14 protein-coding genes are annotated in these 19,267 nt (G+C 71.2%); 7 read left to right on the top strand and 7 right to left on the bottom strand.

Annotated features, from left to right (window positions below; all coding sequences use genetic code 11):
- Nucleotides 1–12 precede the first annotated feature (12 nt).
- The 3 genes from ACWA7K_RS19635 to ACWA7K_RS19625 are packed head-to-tail and all read left to right on the top strand — an operon-like array spanning nucleotide 13 to nucleotide 5,765.
- A complete protein-coding gene (locus ACWA7K_RS19635) occupies nucleotides 13–1,050 on the top strand; it encodes an ABC transporter substrate-binding protein (RefSeq protein ID WP_456163467.1) in 1,038 nt (345 codons plus the stop codon).
- A complete protein-coding gene (locus ACWA7K_RS19630; protein ID WP_456163465.1) occupies nucleotides 1,047–4,619 on the top strand; it encodes a response regulator in 3,573 nt (1,190 codons plus the stop codon). The genes ACWA7K_RS19635 and ACWA7K_RS19630 overlap by 4 nt, the downstream gene beginning before the upstream one ends.
- A gap of 24 nt (nucleotides 4,620–4,643) precedes the next feature.
- Nucleotides 4,644–5,765 carry a response regulator gene (locus ACWA7K_RS19625; RefSeq protein WP_456163463.1) on the top strand — a complete coding sequence of 374 codons (1,122 nt, stop codon included), beginning with the start codon at nucleotides 4,644–4,646 and terminating at the stop codon, nucleotides 5,763–5,765.
- Between the two features lie 953 nt (nucleotides 5,766–6,718).
- Here ACWA7K_RS19625 and ACWA7K_RS19620 read toward each other — a convergent pair.
- From ACWA7K_RS19620 to ACWA7K_RS19590, 7 genes are all read right to left on the bottom strand, one after another.
- Nucleotides 6,719–7,138, bottom strand: coding sequence for a VOC family protein (locus ACWA7K_RS19620; RefSeq protein WP_456163461.1), 420 nt, complete (start codon nucleotides 7,136–7,138; stop codon nucleotides 6,719–6,721).
- Between the two features lie 62 nt (nucleotides 7,139–7,200).
- Entirely contained in the window at nucleotides 7,201–8,148 is a 948-nt protein-coding gene (locus tag ACWA7K_RS19615) for a DMT family transporter (RefSeq protein ID WP_456163459.1), read from the bottom strand.
- 28 nt (nucleotides 8,149–8,176) lie between these two features.
- Nucleotides 8,177–9,517 (bottom strand): fumarylacetoacetase, encoded by a 1,341-nt coding sequence (gene fahA, locus ACWA7K_RS19610; protein WP_456163457.1) that lies wholly within the window; start codon nucleotides 9,515–9,517, stop codon nucleotides 8,177–8,179.
- On the bottom strand, nucleotides 9,514–10,053 hold the full coding sequence (locus tag ACWA7K_RS19605) for a VOC family protein (protein WP_456163455.1): 540 nt from the start codon (nucleotides 10,051–10,053) through the stop codon (nucleotides 9,514–9,516). The genes fahA and ACWA7K_RS19605 overlap by 4 nt, the downstream gene beginning before the upstream one ends.
- A 17-nt stretch (nucleotides 10,054–10,070) precedes the next feature.
- Nucleotides 10,071–10,313, bottom strand: coding sequence for a DUF2783 domain-containing protein (locus tag ACWA7K_RS19600; RefSeq protein ID WP_456163453.1), 243 nt, complete (start codon nucleotides 10,311–10,313; stop codon nucleotides 10,071–10,073).
- A 28-nt stretch (nucleotides 10,314–10,341) separates the two neighbouring features.
- A complete protein-coding gene (locus tag ACWA7K_RS19595) occupies nucleotides 10,342–11,991 on the bottom strand; it encodes an FAD-dependent oxidoreductase (protein ID WP_456163451.1) in 1,650 nt (549 codons plus the stop codon).
- A gap of 3 nt (nucleotides 11,992–11,994) precedes the next feature.
- Entirely contained in the window at nucleotides 11,995–12,951 is a 957-nt protein-coding gene (locus ACWA7K_RS19590; RefSeq protein WP_456163449.1) for an MBL fold metallo-hydrolase, read from the bottom strand.
- 146 nt (nucleotides 12,952–13,097) lie between these two features.
- Between ACWA7K_RS19590 and ACWA7K_RS19585 the strand changes: the two genes are divergently transcribed.
- From ACWA7K_RS19585 to bcsB, 4 genes are all read left to right on the top strand, one after another.
- Nucleotides 13,098–13,919 (top strand): IclR family transcriptional regulator, encoded by an 822-nt coding sequence (locus ACWA7K_RS19585; RefSeq protein WP_456163447.1) that lies wholly within the window; start codon nucleotides 13,098–13,100, stop codon nucleotides 13,917–13,919.
- Between the two features lie 434 nt (nucleotides 13,920–14,353).
- Entirely contained in the window at nucleotides 14,354–14,578 is a 225-nt protein-coding gene (locus ACWA7K_RS19580; protein ID WP_456163445.1) for a hypothetical protein, read from the top strand.
- A 179-nt stretch (nucleotides 14,579–14,757) separates the two neighbouring features.
- The gene (gene bcsA, locus ACWA7K_RS19575) at nucleotides 14,758–16,935 is read left to right on the top strand and encodes a UDP-forming cellulose synthase catalytic subunit (protein ID WP_456163443.1); all 2,178 of its coding nucleotides are present in this window, start codon (nucleotides 14,758–14,760) and stop codon (nucleotides 16,933–16,935) included.
- 21 nt (nucleotides 16,936–16,956) lie between these two features.
- A complete protein-coding gene (bcsB, locus tag ACWA7K_RS19570) occupies nucleotides 16,957–19,245 on the top strand; it encodes a cellulose biosynthesis cyclic di-GMP-binding regulatory protein BcsB (protein ID WP_456163441.1) in 2,289 nt (762 codons plus the stop codon).
- The last annotated feature ends 22 nt before the right edge of the window (nucleotides 19,246–19,267 follow it).

The raw sequence follows: 19,267 nt of genomic DNA, 5'->3' as shown, positions 1-19,267 counted from the left end.
TCCACCGACTTGATGAACGCCGCCCCGCCGACCGCTCCGACCGCCGCCACCCGCATCGGTCGACGCCGGCTGCTGGCCGGCGCATGGGGCCTGGGTTGCGCGGGCTGGCTGACGGCGTGCAGCGAGCCGATCGGGCCGCTGCGCCTGGGCAGCATCGTCTTCCCGACCTACGAATACGCCTTCCTGGCGCGCGAGCTGGGCTGGCTCGACGACCGGAAGGTCCGGCTGATCGAGCTGCCGGCCAACACCTACAGCCTGCGCGCCCTGGCCGCCCACCAGCTCGACGCCTGCCAGCTGACGCTCGACGAGGTCCTGACCGCCCGCGAGGCCGGCATCGACCTGGCCGTCGTGATGGTGCTGGACATCTCCGCCGGCGCCGACGCGGTCTACGCCCGCCGGCCGATGGCGCTGGCCGAGATCAAGGGCAAGCGCATCGCGGTCGAGACCGGCGCCACCGGCGCGCTGATGCTCGACGGCCTGCTGGAGGCCGCCGGCCTGGACCTCGCGGCGATCCGGACCCTGCCGATCACCCTCGACCGCAGCGCCGAGGCGTACCAGCAAGGCGAGGCCGATCTGGTCGTCAGCGCCCAGCCCTGGTCGAGCCGGATCGAGGCCATGGGCGGCGTGCGCCTGTTCGATTCGCGGGCGATCCCGAACCTGATCGTCGACGTGCTGGCGGTCCGGCGCGAGGTGCTGGACCCGCAAGCCGAGTCGCTGCGCCAGGTCGTCTCGGCCTTGCTTGGGGCACGCCAGCACCAGGCCGCGCAGCCAGTCGACGCGGCCATGCGCATGGCCCCGCGTCTGCAGATGGCCGCCGCCGACGTCCCCGAGGTCTTCATGGGCCTGCGCATCCCCGGACTGGCCGAGAACCGCGAGCTGCTGGCGCCCGGCGGGGCGCTCCAGCATTCGGCGGCCGACCTGATGCGCCGCATGCAGGCCCACGGCCTGCTGCGGCTGGGCGCGGCGGGGTCACGCCCTGGCCGGCCGATGACGCTCGGACCGCTGCTCGATGCCCGTTTCCTGCCGGCCTCGCTGGCGACACCGGCATGAAACGCACCTACTCCGCCTCGGTCGCCCTGCCGCTGGGCCTGGCCGCCGTGCTGCTGCTGATGCTGTGGGCGGCGTGGGTCGAGGAACGCCAGCACGGCCATGAGGACGTGCTCGACGATGCCCGCGTCGCCATCGTGCGGGACGCCGAACGGCTCGCGCTGGTCGCCCAGAACAGCCTGGAGGATCACCCGACGCGCGTGGCGGCCGAGGTCGCGGCGGTGTCGACCGACGAGCGCGTGGCCACCGTCGCGCTGGTGGACCCGGGCGGCCGGGTCGCCGTGGGCCAGCGCCTGGCCTGGAACGGCCAGCCGGCGATGGCCGTGCTGGAAGGCTATGACCCGGTGCGCTTCGAGCGCGTCTCGCGTGGCCGGATGTTCGACCTGCAGGTCAACGAGGACGGCCGCCGCCTGTCGCTGATGCTGCCCTTCGAGATCGCCGGCGACGAGCGCCGGCTGCGCAGCGAGAGCGGCGGCGTCGTCTACCTGACCCATGACCTGACCTTGCAGGACCGCCTGGTCGACCACCGCTCGGCCCGCACGCTGGGCCTGCGACTGCTGGTGCTGGTGCTGGTCGTCGGGTTGCTGTCGCGGCTGATCCGGCTGGCCTTCACCCGGCCGCTGCGGGCGCTGCAGGACGCGGTCGGCCGCATCAGCGCCTCGGAACACGCCGGTGAGCCGGTGCCCGAACGTGGCCCGGCCGAGCTGCGCGACCTGGCCCGCAGCTTCAACCGCATGGGCGCGCGGCTGACACACGGCCAGCAGGCGCTGCGCAACAGCAATGCCCGGCTGGAAGGGATGATCCACGCGGCGATGGACGGGATCATCACCGTCGACAGCCAGCAGCGCATCGTCGGCTTCAACCGCGCCGCCTCGGCGATGTTCGGCTGGCCGATCGACGAGGCGATGGGCCAGCCGCTCGAACAGCTGCTGCCGTCGCGCTTCCGGCGTCACCACGTCGAGCACCTCGAACGCTTCCGCGACAGTGGCGAGACCGCCCGCGCGATGAGCCGCAACGCCGTCGTGTACGGCCTGCGCCGCAACGGCGAGGAGTTCCCGGTCGAGGCCTCGATCGCCTGCCTGCAGGTCGACGGCGAGGTCTTCTACACCGCCATCCTGCGCGACGTCACCGCGCGGGTGATGGCCGAACAGGAGATCCGCGCGCTCAACACGACGCTGGAGGAACGCGTCGCCAGCCGCACCGCCGCGCTGTCGCAGGCCAATGCGCGGCTGCTCGAACAGGAGACCGAGCTGCGCGAGGCCAAGGCCGCGGCCGAGAACTCGGCCCGCCTGAAGGCCGACTTCCTGGCCAACATGAGCCACGAGATCCGCACCCCGCTGAACGCCGTGATCGGCCTGGGCCACCTGGCGCTGAAGGCCGCCAGCGACGAGCGCCAGCGCGACTACCTGCGCAAGATCGGCCAGTCCAGCCAGCAGCTGCTCGGGCTGATCAACGACATCCTCGACTTCTCGAAGATCGAGGCCAACAAGCTCGACATCGAGCAGATCGACTTCCAGCTCTCGCGCGTGCTGGACGACTTCTCGACGCTGATCGCGCAACGTGCCGCCACCAAGGGGCTGGAACTCGTCTTCACCGTCGGCCGCGACGTGCCCGACCACCTCGTCGGCGACCCGCTGCGGCTCAGCCAGATGCTGCTGAACTACGGCAACAACGCGGTCAAGTTCACCGAGCAGGGCGAGATCGAGCTGAAGGTCAGCCGGCTGCCGTCGACCAGAACCGAGGGTGAAGGCGAAGACGATTCCGCCGGGCACGTCATGCTGCGCTTCGAGCTGCGCGACACCGGCATCGGCCTGACACCCGAACAGCGCGCCGGCCTGTTCCAGAGCTTCCACCAGGCCGACAGCTCGACCAGCCGGCGCTATGGCGGCACGGGACTGGGCCTGGCGATCGTCAGCCGGCTGGCCGAGCTGATGGGCGGCGAGGTCGGCGTCGACAGCGAACCCGGCGTCGGCTCGACCTTCTGGCTGACCGCCCGCTTCGGCCTGAGCCAGAACCGCCAGGCCTGGCAGATGTCCGAACCCGACGTGCGCAACCGCCGCGCGCTGGTGGTCGACGACAACGCCACCGCGCGGCTGACCTTGTGCGACCTGCTGGAGGCCATCGGCCTGCAGGCCAGCGCGGTCGACAGCGGTGCGGCCGCCCTGCAGGCGCTCGCCAGCGCCGACGCCGAGGGCGATCCCTACGACCTGGCGCTGATCGACTGGCAGATGCCCGGCATGGACGGCCTGGAGACCGCCCGCCGCGTGGAACGGCTGGGGCTGTCGACCCAGCCGCAGCGCCTGCTGGTGACCGCCTTCGGCCGCGAGGAGATCCACGTTCAGGCCGAGGCCGAGGGCTTCGCCGGTGTGCTGGTCAAGCCGGTCAACGGCTCGATGCTGTTCGACGCGCTGATGCAGGTGATGCGGCGTGCGCCCGGTGCGGTCGGCCCGAACGTGGCGCCGTCACCGGCCCCGCTGGACCAGATGCTGCTGGCGATTCGCGGCGCCTCGGTGCTGCTGGTCGAGGACCACGAGATCAACCAGCAGGTCGCGCGCGAGCTGCTGGTCGATGCCGGGCTGCGCGTCGACGTGGTCGACAACGGCCTGAAGGCGACCGAGCAGGTCCGACTGCACGACTACGACCTGGTGCTGATGGACCTGGACATGCCGGTGATGGACGGCCTGGCCGCGACCCGCGCCATCCGCGCGATGCCCGATCGAGGCCAGCTGTGCATCGTCGCGATGACCGCCAGCGCGATGGCCGAGGACCGCCAGCGTTGCCTGGATGCCGGCATGAACGACTTCCTCGCCAAGCCGATCGAGCCCGACAAGCTGGCCCAGGTGCTGCTGGCCCACATCGCACCGGGCATCGCCCGCGCCCCGCGCGCCGCGCCGTCGCGCCCGATCGCCAGCGCGCCGCGTCCGCCACGCGACGATGACGACGCGGCGGTACTGGACGTGCCGGGCCTGGACGCCACCGTCGGCCTGCGCCGCAGCGGCGGCAAGAAGGCGCTCTACCGGTCGCTGCTGCGCAAGTTCATCGCCAGCCATGCCGATGTCGCCGAGCGCCTGGGCGCGCAGCTCGACCGCGCCGCGCAGGGCGACAAGGCCGGGCGCGACGAGGCGCAGCGGCTCGCCCATGCGCTCAAGGGCGTGGCCGGCAACCTGGGCGCGACGGCCCTGCAGCAACACGCGACCGAACTCGAACAGGCGCTGACAACCGGCGTGCCGCTGGCCACGATCGAGCCGCTGCGCGAGCGGCTGGCCGGCGCGCTGGCCGCGCTGCTCGACGGCCTGGCCCGCCAGCTGCCCGACGATCCGGCCGAACCGCCTACGCCCGCCGCAGCGATCGACCGGGCCCGTCTGCGCGAGGTCGCGCGGCTGCTCGACCGCCAGCTCGACGAGGGCGACGCCGAGGCCCAGGACACCGCCGCGCACCACGCCGCGCTGCTGTCGGCCGCGCTGGGCGAACAGCACCACCGCTTCACCCACGCGATCAGCCGCTATGCCTTCGACGAGGCCCGCACGATGCTGCGCGAGCAGCTCGGCCCCGACCTGGACACGCCGTCCTGACGGCCCGAGGCCCGGACACCCGACATGCCGATCGACACCCTGATCCCGCACGCCCACTCGACCATCCTGGTGGTCGACGACACGCCCGAGAACCTGGAGCTGATGGCCGCGCTGCTGTCGCACGAGAAGTACCGCGTGCGGGTGGCTCACAACGGCGAACGGGCGCTGGCACTGGCGCGGGCGCAGCGGCCCGACCTGATCCTGCTGGACATCATGATGCCGGGCATCGACGGCTACGAGGTCTGCCAGGCGCTCAAGGCCGACCCGGACACCGCGCTGATCCCGGTGATCTTCCTGACCGCCAAGGTCGAGATCGAGGACGAGACACGCGGCCTGGCGCTCGGCGCGGCCGACTACATCACCAAGCCGATCAGCCCGCCGATCGTGCTGGCCCGCGTGCGCACCCACCTGCAGCTCAAGGCCGCCGCCGACGCGCTGCGCCAGCAGAACGCCCGGCTGGAGGACGAGGTGGCGCGACGCACCCGCGAGATCGGCCTGACCCAGGACGTCACGGTGCAGGCCATCGCCTCGCTGGCCGAGACCCGCGACAACGAGACCGGCAACCACATCCGCCGCACCCAGCACTACGTCAAGTGCCTGGCCGAACACCTGCGCGACCACCCGGACCGCTACCCGGCCAGCACCGCGCTGCTGACCGAACGCAACATCGAGCTGCTCTACAAGTCTGCGCCGCTGCACGACATCGGCAAGGTCGGCATCCCCGACCGCATCCTGCTCAAGCCGGGCAAGCTGACGCCGGAAGAGTTCGAGGTCATGAAGTCGCACACCACGCTGGGCCACGAGGCCCTGGTGACGGCCGAGCAGAGCCTGGGCACCGAACTGGCGTTCCTGCGCTTCGCCAAGGAGATCACGCTGTCGCACCAGGAGAAATGGGACGGCAGCGGCTACCCGCAAGGCCTGGCCGGCGAGGCCATCCCTCTGTCGGCCCGCCTGATGGCACTGGCCGACGTCTACGACGCGCTGATCAACCGCCGCATCTACAAGCCGCCGTACTCGCACGAACAGGCCGTCCAGATCATCCGCGACGGCCGCGGCTCGCACTTCGACCCGTCACTGGTCGACGCCTTCCTGGCCGTGCAGGACCACTTCGTCGAGATCGCCCGGCGGTTCGTGGATCCGGAGTGAGAGCGGGCGGCGAGAGACCCCTCACCCTCATTCCCTCTCCCGCAAGGGGAGAGGGATGACCACTTTGCAAGGTCGTCGCGCTAACGGGGCGTCGTGGCGTCTTGACTGGCTCATCGACTGAGCCACTTTCAAGAACCACGATCAACACGAAGCAAGAACCCCTCTCCCCTTGCGGGAGAGGGTAGGGTGAGGGGTCCATCCCCCGTCGCCCTCCGGCGACGCACTTGCTGGCCGGAAGGCTGGCGCGTCTGGCGAGAGACCCCTCACCCTCGTTCCCTCTCCCGCAGGGGGAGAGGGATGACCACTTTGCAAGGTCGTCGCGCTGAAGATGCGTCGTGGTCTCTTGACTGGCTCATCGACTGAGCCACTTTCAAGAACCCCGATCAACACGAAGCAAGAACCCCTCTCCCCTTGCGGGAGAGGGTAGGGTGAGGGGTCCATCCCCCGTCGCCCTCCGGCGACGCACTTGCTGGCCGGAAGGCTGGCGCGTCTGGCGCGAGACCCCTCACCCTCGGTCCCTCTCCCGCAAGGGGAGAGGGATGACCACTTTGCAAGGGTGTCGCGCTAACGGGGCGTCGTGGCGTCTAGGCTGGCTCATCGACTGAGCCACCGCCAAGAACCCCGATCAACACGAGGCAAGAACCCCTCTCCCCTTGCGGGAGAGGGTAGGGTGAGGGGTCCATCCCCCGTCGCCCTCCGGCGACGCACTTGCTGGCCGGAAGGCTGGCGCGCCTGGCGCGAGACCCCTCACCCTCGGTCCCTCTCCCGCAAGGGGAGAGGGATGACCACTTTGCAAGGGCGTCGCGCTAACGGGTCGTCCCGGTGCCTGGACTGGCTCATCGACTGAGCCACTTTCAAGAACCCCGATCAACACGCTGCAAGAACCCCTCTCCCCTTGCGGGAGAGGGTAGGGTGAGGGGTTCATTCCCCGTCGCCCTTCGGCGACGCACGCCTCACCACGTCCCGACGTTCGGCATCGACACCCACGGCTCGGCCGGGGGCAGGGCCGGGCCGGACTGCAGGAGTTCGATCGAGATGTTGTCGGGCGAGCGCACGAAGGCCATGCGGCCGTCGCGGGGTGGGCGGAGGATCGTCACGCCGTGGTCGACCAGGCGCTGGCAGGTGGCGTGGATGTCCTCGACCTCGTAGGCGATGTGGCCGAAGTTGCGGCCGCCGGTGTAGACCTCCGGGTCCCAGTTGAAGGTCAGCTCGACCTGGGCATCGGGCTGGCCCGGTGCGGCCAGATAGACCAGCGTGAAGCGGCCGGCCGGGGCCTCGTGGGTGCGGATCACGTCCAGGCCGAGGGCGTCGCGGTAGAAGCGCAGGGAGGTCTCGAGGTCGGTCACGCGGACCATGGTGTGCAGGTAGCGCATGGGCTGTCTTTCGCAGGAGTCGGGGACAGAGAACGGGGAACGCGGGAAGAGCGGCGGGCGACTCAGCCGGCTTCGCCGGCCGGCACCAGCGCGGCCGGGTCTTCGGCCTTGCGGCTGGCCGCCGCCCGCTGTTCGCGGGCGACCAGCCAGGTGCCGAACACGCCGCAGGCGCAGACGATCAGGATGCCGGTCATCGCGATGCCGTCGGGCAGGTGGTGAAACACCAGCCAGCCGCCGAAGGTGGCGATGGGCACCTGCAGGTACAGGAAAGGCGTCAGCGTCGCGACGCCGGCCCGCGTGTAGGCCAGCGCCAGCAGGTAGTGGCCGACACCGCCGAAGACGCCCATCAGGCCCATCAGCAGCCACATCGACAGCGGCTGCGATTGCCAGGCCCAGGGCAGCACCAGCGAGGTCAGCGCCAGCCCGCCCAGGCCGGACCAGACGTGCGTGGTGGCCGCCAGGTCGGTGCGGGCGAGTGTGCGGGTGAGGATCTGGAAGGCCGCGCTGATCACCACCAGCACCAGCGGCAGCAGCGTGCTCAGGTGCAGCAGCTCGCGGCTCGGGCGGATCACCAGCAGCGTGCCGGTGAAGCCGCCGAGCAGGCACAGCCAGCGCCAGATCGACACGTGCTCGCCGAGGCCGCGGGCCGCAACGACGGTCATCAGCAGCGGCGTCAGCATCATCACGGCGGTGAACTCGCCGACGTGCATCGTGCGCAGGCACAGGAAGGCCAGGCCGTTACAGCCCACCAGCAGCAAGGCGCGCAGCAGCTGGCCGCCGGGCTGGGCGGTGCGGAACAGCTCGCGGCCGTGGCGCGGCCACATGACGGCCAGCGACAGGATGTTCTGGACCACGTAACGGACCCAGATCGCCATCGCCACCGGCACGGATGCGGCGGCGATCTTGCCGGTCGTGTCGAGCCCGCCGAAGCAGACCACGGCGGCCACGAGGAGAAGGATGCCGGTGGTCTCGGAAGGAACGCGGCGGTCGAGGGGCGCAGAGGACGTCATCCGCGCAATGTTGACACCGCCGCGCCGTTCACGCTGTCACCTGGAGGATCGTGCCCGCGCACTCGCCCAGGCCGATGCGGCGGGCGCCCGGCCGTTCGCCCCAGGCCCGCAGGATCACCGTGTCGCCGTCCAGCAGGAAGGTGCGGGTCTCGCCGCCGGGGAGCGTCAGCGCGCGCTTGCCGCCGGCGCTCAGCTCCAGCATCGAGCCGCCCTGCTCGGGCGACGGGCCCGACAGCGTGCCGCTGCCCAGCAGGTCGCCGCTGCGCAGGTTGCAGCCGCCGATCGCGTGGTGGGTGACCAGCTGCGCGAAGGTCCAGTAGGCGGCCTCCACGGTGCGGCCGATCGACAGCCGGTGCGGCGCCAGACCGGCGGCGCGCATCGCGGCGGTCTGGATCAGCACCTCCAGCACGAGGTCGAGTTGCCCGGCCGCGCGGTTGGCCGGCGAGTCGAGGTAGGCCAGCGGCTGCGGGTCGTCGGCCGACCGCACGAAGGGCGCGCGGAACGGCGCCAGCGCGTCCATCGTGACGATCCACGGCGAGACCGTGCTGGCGAAGTTCTTGGCCAGGAAGGGGCCGAGCGGCTGGTACTCCCAGGCCTGCACGTCGCGGGCGGACCAGTCGTTGAGCAGCACGATGCCGAACAGGTGACCTTCGGCCTCGCCGATCGGGATGGACTCGCCCTGCGCGTTGCCGCGCCCGATCACCGCACCGAGTTCCAGCTCGTGGTCGAGCCGGCGGCTCGGGCTGAGGATGGGCTCGGCATGGTCCGGCCCCTTGATCTGGCCCTGCGGCCGGCGCACCGGCGTGCCGCTGACGACGATCGACGAGCTGCGGCCGTGGTAGCCGATCGGCACCCACTTGTAGTTCGGCAGCAGCGGGTTGTCGGGCCGGAAAAGCGTGCCGACCGTGGTGGCGTGGTGGATGCCGGTGTAGAAGTCGGTGTAGTCGCCGATCTCGCACGGCAGCGCCATCGCGGCCTGCGACTGCGGCAGCAGTGCAGCCGTCAGCGCCGGCTGCATCGGCGAGCCGGCCCGCAAGGCGCGGCTCAGCGCCAGCCGGACGGCGCGTTGCGGCGCGCGGCCCAGCGCCATGAACGCGTTCAGGTCGCCCGCACCCAGCAGCGCCAGCGCCGGCTGGACATCGGCCGACCAGCCCGGCGCGGACGCGGCCAGGCGCAGGTCCAGCACCTGGTCGCCGATCGCCACGCCGACGCGCAAGGCCGCATCGCCGGGCCGGCGGAAGCGGCCGAACGGCAGGTTCTGGATCGGGAAGTCGGTGTCGGCCGCGTTGGCCGAATCGACCCAGCTGGCCAGCGCCGCATCGTGGCTCTCGTCCAGCGCATCGACGGGCGTCGTGTGCAAGTCGCTCACTGCTTGAACTCCCGCTGGTGGAAGAAGGCGGCGTGCTTGGGTGCGCGCTTGGTCTTGCTCCAGTCCTCCAGCATCTGCCACTTGACCTCGTCCATGCGGCGCAGCATCTCGGCCTCGTCCGGATCCGGGCAGGCCAGCTCAACGCGGTGGCCGTTCGGGTCGAAGAAGTAGATCGAGTGGAAGGCGCCGTGGTCGGTCACGCCGAGCACGTCGACGCCCTCGGCCTCCAGATGGGCCTTGAAGGCGAGCAGTTCCTCGCGGTCCTGGACCCGGAAGGCGATGTGCTGGACCCAGGTCGGCGTGTTCGGGTCACGGCCCATCGGCGGCTGGGTCGGCAGCTCGAAGAAGGCCAGCACGTTGCCGGCGCCGGCATCGAGGAAGACGTGCATGTACGGGTCCGGCGCCTTGGTGCTGGGCACCAGGTCCTCGGCGATGGCCAGCAGGAAGTCCATCTTCAGCATGCGGCCGTACCACTCGACGGTTTCCTTGGCGTCGCGGCAGCGGTAGGCGACGTGGTGGATGCGATCGATCTTCATGGGTTGCTCCAGTCGGTTCAGACGACGCCGTCGCGCGCGGCGGCCAGCGCCTCGCGCAGCACGCGCAGGTCGCCGATGTGGTTGGCGAGCAGCAGCACGAGGCGGGCGTTGAGCATCTCGCTCTGCTCGTCGCTGAGGTCGCGGTGGCTGTCGATCAGGGCCTCGTAGAAGTCGTCGCCGGGCGTGTAGGCGCGGACGAACCGTTCACCGGGGATGCCGAAGTTCGGCGTGGTGACGAGGTGGGGTGTTGCGGCGTTCATGGCGGTGTTCCTTCGGCTCGGTGCAGGCTCAGTGCAGACACAAGGCACGCGCCAGCGCGGCCTGCAGCGCGGCAGCGTCGTAGCCACGCCAGCGGGCGGCCACGTGCTGGTCCGGGCGGATCAGGTAGACGGTGCCGGGGCGGGCGTCGCAGCGGCGGCTGACCAGCCCCTCGCTGTCGATCAGGTCACCGGCCAGCACCGGCGAGCCGGGCTGGCGGATGCGCCGCAGCGCGAGCGGGACCGGCGTCGCCGGCAGCTCGATCCCTGCATCGCCGAAGACCAGCAGCGTGAAGCCGCCACCGACCTGGCGCAGCAGCCAGTCGGCCTGGCCGTTGCGGATCACCGGTGCGTCGCTGAGCGGTGCGCCCGGCACCATCCAGCCGTCGAAGGGCTCGGCATCGGGCGTGTTCAGCGGCGAATCCACCAGCAGCGTGGGCACGCTCAGGCGGCCGGAATTGACCAGCGCGCGGGCAAACGGGTGCTGGCGCGCCAGCCCCAGCACGGCGTTGCGGAAGGTCTTCGAGACGCGGCTCTTGGGCGTGATGAAGTCGGTCGAGCGGGTGCTGTTGCGGATGTTCTCGTCGGCCGCCGTGCCACGCTCGTGGCAATAGCTGTCGAGCAGCGCCTCGGGCGCCCGGCCGTCGATCACCGCCTTGAGCTTCCAGCCGAGGTTGTCGACGTCCTGGATGCCCGAGTTCGCGCCCCGCGCACCGAAGGGTGAGACCTGGTGCGCCGCGTCGCCCGCGAACAGCACGCGGCCATGCCGGAAACGCGGCATGCGACGGCACTGGAAGGTGTAGACGCTGACCCACTCCAGCTCGAATTCGGGGCCGTCGCCCAGCATCTGGCGGATCCGCGGGATGACACGTTCGGGCTTCTTCTCCTCTTCCGGATCGGCGTCCCAGCCGAGCTGGAAGTCGATGCGCCAGACGTTGTCGGCCTCGCGGTGCAGCAGCACGCTCTGGCCGCGATGGAAGGGCGGGTCGAACCAGAACCAGCGCTCGGCCGGGAAGTCGGCCTTCATCACGACGTCGGCGATCAGGAAGCGGTCCTTGAAGACCTGGCCCTCGATCTCCAGCCCCAGCATGCGGCGGATCGGGCTGCGCGCGCCGTCGGCCACGACCAGCCAGTCGGCGTCGATCGTGAAGGCGCCATCGGGCGTCTCGACCTGCAGGCGTGCGCCGGGGCCCTGCCCGTTCGATGACCCGTCCGGCGTCACCGCCACCACCTTGTGCTTCCAGCGCAGCTCGATCGCCGGCAGTTCGGCGGCGCGCCGCAGGAGGTATTCCTCCAGGTAGTACTGCTGCAGGTTGACCATGCCGGGCCGCTCATGGCCGGGCTCGGGCACGAGGTCGAAGCGGAACACCTCCTCGGTGTCGAGGAAGGTGCGGCCCACGTTCCACGTCACGCCCTTGTCGACGACCGCCTGGCCGCAGCCCTGGCGGTCGAGGATCTCCAGCGTGCGCTGGGCGTAACACAGCCCGCGCGAGCCGATGCTGACGGTGTCGTCGTCGTCCAGCAGCAGCACCGGCTGGCCCTGCTGCGCCAGCTCGATCGCCGCCGAGATGCCCACCGGGCCGGCGCCGATCACCACCACCGGCCGGCGCGTGATGGCGGGCTGGTCGAGTTCCGGCGCGCGGGGCGAGCTGAACTTCGGGTAGGTGTAGGTCGAGAGCACGGCTCAGCCCTCCAGCGTTTCCCACATCTGGCGGTCGCGGTCGGCCGTCCAGATGCGCGGGTCGGCGTGGGCGGTGGCCTCGTCGTAGCAGCGCGTTACGTCGAAGGGCATGCAGTGGTCGAAGATGACCCAGTGGCCGTACTTCGGCTTGAGCGCCGCGTAGGTGTCCTTGTAGACGGCGTTGAGCGTCTTGCCGGCTTCGACGCCGGCCTTCACGTTCGTCCAGACGTCGGAGATGAAGTCGCGCGTGCCCTGCAGGCCGGCCTGGACCTGCGCGGGCGTCGTCAGCGCGGCACCGCGGCCGGGCACCAGCGCGTTGGGTTGCAGTGCGGCGATGTTGTCGAGCGTCTTCGGCCAGTCCTGGAAGTAGGCGTCGCCGGCATAGGGCGTGGCGTCGAACTCGACCAGGTCGCCCGAGAACAGGATCTTCTGCTCGGGCAGCCACGCCACCGTGTCGCCCTTGGTGTGGCCGCGTCCCAGCTGGATCAGCTGCACTTCCAGCTTGCCCAGCCAGATGCTCATGCGGCCGGTGAACGTGATGGTCGGCCAGGTCAGGCCGGCCGGCACGCTCTCGACGTTGCGGAACAGGCGCGGGAAGCGGCCGATCTCGCTGGCCTTGTCCTGCTCGCCGCGTTCGACGATCAGGTCGTAGGTGTCGCGGCTGGCGACGATGTGCTCGGGCTGATAGGCCGAAGCGCCCAGCACGCGGACCGCGTGGTAGTGGCTCAGCACGACGTACTTGATCGGCTTGTCGGTGACCTCGCGGATGCGGCGGATCACGTCCTGCGCCATCACCGGCGTGGCCTGGGTGTCCAGCACCATCACCGCGTCGTCGCCGACGATCACGCCGGTGTTCGGATCGCCCTCGGCTGTGTAGGCGTAGGCGTTCTCGGACAGGCGGGTGAAGCTGACCTGCTTCTCGACGAGGTCGGCCTGGCTGGCGAAGGCTTTGGTGCTCATGGTGGGGGCGTCGGGTTGGATGAGAGGGGCGGCGGCGGAGTTCGTTGATGTCTAACGAGTTCGCCTTTACCGAACAAGGCTTGATCTTAGGCAAGTCGTTTGCTAATGTCTAACTGATTCGTCTACGTGAAAACCCGAGCCTCCCCGTGACCGACCCCGCCCTGCCCCTCGAAGCCCCCGGAAACGCCGAGCCGGACCCCGAGGGCGGCAGCCCGAGCGGGTCGAAAGGCCCGCGCGGCATCCAGAGCGTCGAGGTCGGCGGCCAGCTGCTGATCGCGCTGGCGCACGTCGGCCGGCCGATGGCGCTGAAGGACCTGGCGCGCGAGGCCGGCATGGTCCCGGCCAAGGCGCACCCGTACCTGGTGAGCTTCGGCAAGCTCGGGCTGGTGGTGCAGGACGCCGGCAGCGGCCACTACGGCCTGGGGCCGCTGGCGCTGCAGCTCGGGCTGATCAGCCTGCAGCAGTTCGACCCGGTGCGGCTGGCCAGCGCGGAACTGCCGGCGCTGGCGCAGCAGGTCGGCCACACGGTCGCGATCGCCGTCTGGGGCAACCGGGGGCCGACCATCGTCCGGCTGGAGGAAGGCCCGACCGCCGTGCACGTCAACATGCGCCACGGCACGGTGGTGTCGCTCGACGGCACGGCCTCGGGCCTCCTGTTCGCGGCGCACCGGCCGCCCGCCGAGGTCGCCGCCGTGCTGCACGCCGAGAACGGCCGCACGCCTGATGCCGCCTTCGCCACGACGCTGGCGCAGGTCCGGGACCAGGGCTGGGCCGCGCGCGTCGACGGCTCGATGCCGGGCGTCAGCGCCGTCGCCACGCCGGTGTTCGACGGCTTCGGCGCGATGGTGCTGGCGCTGGTCGCCATCGGCCCGAGCGCCGCCTTGCCGGCCGACGCCGCCAGCCCGCTGCTGGCCCCGCTGCGCGACGCGGCGCAGGCGATCTCGCGGCGGATCGGCTGGCGCGGCTGAGCGCGCCGTGACATCCCTGCTGGCGATTCGGGTTTTCACATCCAACCGGCTGTTGCATTCACGGCACGAAATGCAACAGGATTTCGGCCGAATCTGAGAAATCCGAAACCTCAGGGAACCCTGAGCGGATCGACCCCCCCTCGTTACACGATCGATTGCATTCCGTTCCTCGTCGCCTGGGTTCGGGGCGATAAACTCACATTTGTTAACAGACTGTTTCAAATAGGGATCGGATATCGCAGTTGCGGCATCACGAATCCCGTGAGGCAGGGTTGCCCGGAAACACCGGGACCAGAGAGGCCGTTCGGGCCGGCGCGCCATGCGCGACCGATCAAGGCGAGCCTCCAGGCCCTGTCCGCATCGAAGGGGCTGCCCGACCACAAGGCCGGGCGCTTGGACACGGCCCGCAGGCCTCTGATGCGAAGGATTTCCTGATGGATGCTCACGATGACCTGAACCACCTGTTCCGACAGGTCGGTGCGATCCGCGAGGCTTACCGCGAGTTCGCGGCACCCGACCTGCCCGACGCGGCCCCGCTGCCAGCCACGCCAGCCGTCGTCCGCACACCCGACACCGTGCGCGTGCCCGCCACCCGAGGCGAAGCCTTCGCCCGGGTCGCGACGGCCCGTTACGGCCTGCCCGACGGCAGCCTGGGCTGATCGACACCGGCCCGGCCCTGCGCCGAGCCCGGACACCACCGCCCACCACGCCCATCGCGCCCGACACGGCCGTGCCACGCGCACGCCGTGACGGACGGGTGCGGCCGTCTTTTCCTGACCCGACGCGCGAGCCGCCCCGCCCGTGTCGTCGCAACCGCCGCCGCCAGCCGCCTGCCGCCATGTCCCACCACGGTTCCGACTCCCATCCGCCGGCCGCAAAGGTTCGTCCAGCCCGCGTCCCCCGCGACCGGTCGCCCGCCGGGCTGCGCCCGCTGTGGCTGCTGCCGCTGCTGCTGGTGGCGGTGTTCCTGCTGCTGGTGGTGACGGCCGCGCCGCTGAACCTGATCGAGCAGGCCGTCTTCGCGGTCGCGACGCTGCTGATCGCGATGGTCATCAAGCGCTGGCCCGGCCGGACCGCGACGCTGGCGCTGACCTGCCTGTCGCTGGTGATGTCCAGCCGCTACCTGTACTGGCGGCTGGCCGAGACGATCGACTACCGCGCCGGCCTCGACACCTTCTTCAGCTACGGCCTGATCGCCGCCGAGATCTACGCCTGGGTGGTGCTGGTGCTGGGCTACTTCCAGACCATCTGGCCGCTCGGCCGCAAGCCGGTCGCGATGCCGGCCGACCTGGACCTGTGGCCGACCCTCGACGTGCTGATCCCGACCTACAACGAGCCGCTGAAGGTCGTGAAGCCGACCGTGCTGGCGGCGCTGGCGCTGGACTGGCCGCGCGACAAGATCAACGTCTGCATCCTCGACGACGGCCGGCGCGAGGAGTTCCGCGAGTTCGCCGAACAGGCCGGCGTGCGCTGGATCACCCGGGCCGACAACCGCCACGCCAAGGCCGGCAACATCAACGCGGCGCTGAAGCAGACCTCGGGCGAGCTGATCGCGATCTTCGACTGCGACCACATCCCCACCCGCTCCTTCCTGCAGATGACGGTCGGCTGGTTCCTGAAGGACCGCAAGCTGGCGATGCTGCAGACCCCGCACCACTTCTTCTCGCCCGACCCGTTCGAGCGCAACCTGGGCACCCACCGCCGCGTGCCCAACGAGGGCGAGCTGTTCTACGGCCTGGTGCAGGACGGCAATGACCTGTGGGACGCCGCGTTCTTCTGCGGCTCCTGCGCGGTGCTGCGCCGCGAGGCGCTGCTGAAGATCGGCGGCATCGCCGTCGAGACCGTCACCGAGGACGCCCACACCGCCCTGAAGCTGCACCGCGCCGGCTGGACCACCGCCTACCTGAACCTGCCGCAGGCGGCCGGCCTGGCCACCGAGAGCCTGTCGGCCCACGTCGGCCAGCGCATCCGCTGGGCCCGCGGCATGGCGCAGATCTTCCGCATCGACAACCCGCTGCTCGGACGCGGCCTGAGCCTGGCGCAGCGGCTCTGTTACGTGAACGCGATGCTGCACTTCTTCTACGGCCTGCCGCGCCTGGTCTTCCTGACCGCGCCGCTGGCCTACCTGTTCGTGCAGGCCCACGTCATCAACGCCTCGGCGCTGATGATCGCGGCGATGGCGCTGCCGCACCTGGTGCACGCCAACATGACCAACTCGCGGGTGCAGGGCCGCTGGCGCCACAGCTTCTGGGCCGAGGTCTACGAGACCGTGCTGGCCTGGTACATCCTGCGGCCGACCACGCTGGCGCTGATCAACCCGAAGGCCGGCTCGTTCAACGTCACGCCCAAGGGCGGCCTGGTGGCCTCGCGCTATGTCGACTGGCAGATCGCCCGGCCCTACCTGTTCCTGCTGCTGCTGAACCTGGCCGGCATGGTGGTCGGCCTGCTGAGGTTGTTCTGGTGGCCGGAGCCGGAGATCGAGACCATCGTGCTGAACCTGGTCTGGACGGTCTACAACATCGTCATCCTCGGCTCGGCACTGGCCGCCGCCGCTGAGGCGCGGCAGGTGCGCGGCTCGCACCGCGTGCCGCTCGACATCCCCGCGACGCTGCGCCTGGCCGACGGCCGCGAGCTGGCGGCGCGCACCTCGGACGTCTCCGAAGGCGGCCTGCGGCTGCGGCCGGACGAGGCCGTCGAGCTGGCGCCCGACCACGCCGTGCAGGTGGTGCTGTACCGGCGCGGCGTGGCCTCGGCCTTTGACGCCCGGGTGATCGACGCCCAGGGCGGCCAGCTGCGGCTGCGCTTCGGGCCGATGTCGCTGGCCCAGGAATCGATGCTGGTGCAGTGCACCTTCGCGCGCGCCGACGCCTGGCTGACGCGCCCGCCGCAGCGCACCGACGACCGCCCCTTCATCTCGATGTTCCGCGTCATGGCCCACGGCCTGCGCGGCTGCGCCCAGCTGCTGCCCTGGCGTCGCCAGGACCGCCCGGCCTCCGCCGAAGGCCCGGACGCCTGAGTGACCCCGCAGGACCGCACCATGACGATCACGTCCAAGACCCTTCCGGCCGCCCTGGCCGCCACCGCGCTCGCGCTGCTGCTGTCGGTCGCCCCGCCCGGCCTTGCCCAGCCGGGCCGCAACCTGGTCGCCGCCCGGCCGGTCGCGCTGACGCTGCGCCAGCTCGGCCAGACCGAGCCGCGCCGGCTGCAGCCGCTCGACGGCGGCCAGACGGTGCCGTTCTCGGTCCGCGCCGACGAGGTCGTGACCCGGCTGGTGCTGCGCCTGGAGCTGGGCCTGTCCAGCGAGCTGGCGCTGCAGCGCGCGATGCTGAACGTGACGGTCAACGACGAACCGGTCGCCGAACTGCCGGTCGAGCGCGACGGCAACCTCGCCCGCATGAGCCGCGACATCGAGATCGACCCGCGCCTGCTGAGCGACCACAACCGCATCGGCCTGGCGCTGGTGATGCCGCGCGAGCGGCTGTGCAACCGGCTCGACCGTGACCGCCTGTGGGCGCAGCTGCAACCCGAGTCGGTGCTGACGATGACGGTCGCGCCGCTGCCGGTCGCCGCCGACCTGGCGCTGCTGCCGGCGCCGTTCTTCGACGACCGCGACAACCGCCGGCTCGACCTGGCGATGGTCCTGCCCGAGCGGCCGGGTCCGCGCCTGCTGCAGGCCGCCGGCGTGCTGGCGTCGTGGTTCGGCGCGCAGGCGAGCTACCGGGGCGCCGCCTTCCACAGCCAGCTCGGCGGCGCGCTGCCGGCCTCGCATGCGGTCGTGCTGGCGACCTCGCAGACAGGGGTGCCCGGCGTGACGCTGCCGCCGATCGACGGCCCGACGCTGAGCGTGGTCGAACACCCGGGCCAGCCCGGCGCCAAGCTGCTGCTGGTGCTGGGCCGCGACGCCGACGAGCTGAAGTGGGCCGCCGATGCGCTGAGCCTCGGCCAGCTCGGCCGGCCGGGCGACGTCAAGGGCGAGCGCCTGCGCGTCGGCCCGCCCCAGCTGCTGGCCGCACGCAAGCCCTACGACGCGCCGCGCTGGCTGCCGACCGACCGGGCGGTGCGTTTCGACGAGATCGAGTCGGGCGCCCGCCTGACCCGCGTCGGCCCGCACCCGGCGCCGCTGGACCTGACGCTGCGCCTGCCGCCGGACCTGCACTTCCCGCGTCAGGCCAGCGTGCCGGTGGACCTGCGCTGGCACCACACGCCGCCGCCCCAGGCCGACCGTTCGGCCCTGAACGTGGCCTTCAACGACGTGCCGGTGCGCAGCTTCGCGCTCGAACCGGCCGGCCGCTACGCGCTGCCCGACGGCATCGGCCGACGCAGCAGCGGTGCCGGCGTGGACGCGCTGGAGCAGCGCCACAGCCGCGTCGCCATCCCGGGCGGACTGGTCGCCGGCCTGCCGGAAAGCCGCCTGCGGCTGCAGTTCGACTACGACTCGCCGGTCGACGACCCCTGCGCGTCGACCCAGGCCAGCGGCCAGCAGCGCACCGGCGTCGACGGCGGTTCGACGATCGACTTCTCGGCCGTGCCGCACTTCCTCGCGATGCCCGACCTGGCGGCCTTCGCCAACAGCGCCTTCCCGTTCAGCCGCCTGGCTGACCTGGCCGGCACCACCGTGCTGCTGCCGGATGCGCCGGATGCCACCGAGATCGACGTCTACCTCGACCTGATGGGCCATGCCGGCCGCAGCACCGGCCTGGCCAGCGTCGCGGTGCAGGTGGTGCAGGGCCTGGACACGCTGTCCCTGCAGGACCGCGACCTGGTCGTGATCGGCACGCCGGCCCGCCAGCCGCTGCTGCGTCACTGGGCCGAGCACCTGCCGATGCACCTGGACACCACGACCGAGCCGCCACCGCCCGGCCTGTGGCGCCGGCTGGTCGGTCTGCTGCCCGGTCAGGACAACGGCCCGCTGCCAACCTGGCGCAGCGCCGCCGGCGGTGCCGCGCTGATGGGGCTGGAATCGCCGCTGTCGAGCGGTCGCAGCGTGGTCGTGCTGACCGGCACCGACAGCACGCGGCTGCGCAGCGTCACCAGCCTGTTCATCGAGCCGTCGCTGATCGCCCGGACCCACGGCAGCGCCACGCTGATCGAGTCCGACGGCCTGCGCAGCCTGGACGCCGGCACGACCTACCACGTCGGCAACGTCGGCCTGTTCGACCGGCTGCGCTATGCGCTGGCACTGCAGCCGCTGCTGCTGGCCGCGCTGAGCCTGCTGCTGGCCGTGCTGCTGGCGCTGCTGGGTGCCTCGATGCTGCGCCGCCTGGCCGCCCGCCGGCTGGCCGCCGCCGAAGCGCCGATGCCCGAACCGACCCCTGCCCGCCCTTGATGCGCCCCGCCCCGGAGCCCCG

This window comes from Leptothrix mechoopdaensis (SeqCode) (assembly GCF_053893855.1).
The sequence above is the reverse complement of the archived record's forward strand: the minus strand, read 5'-3'. Positions and strand labels throughout refer to the sequence as shown.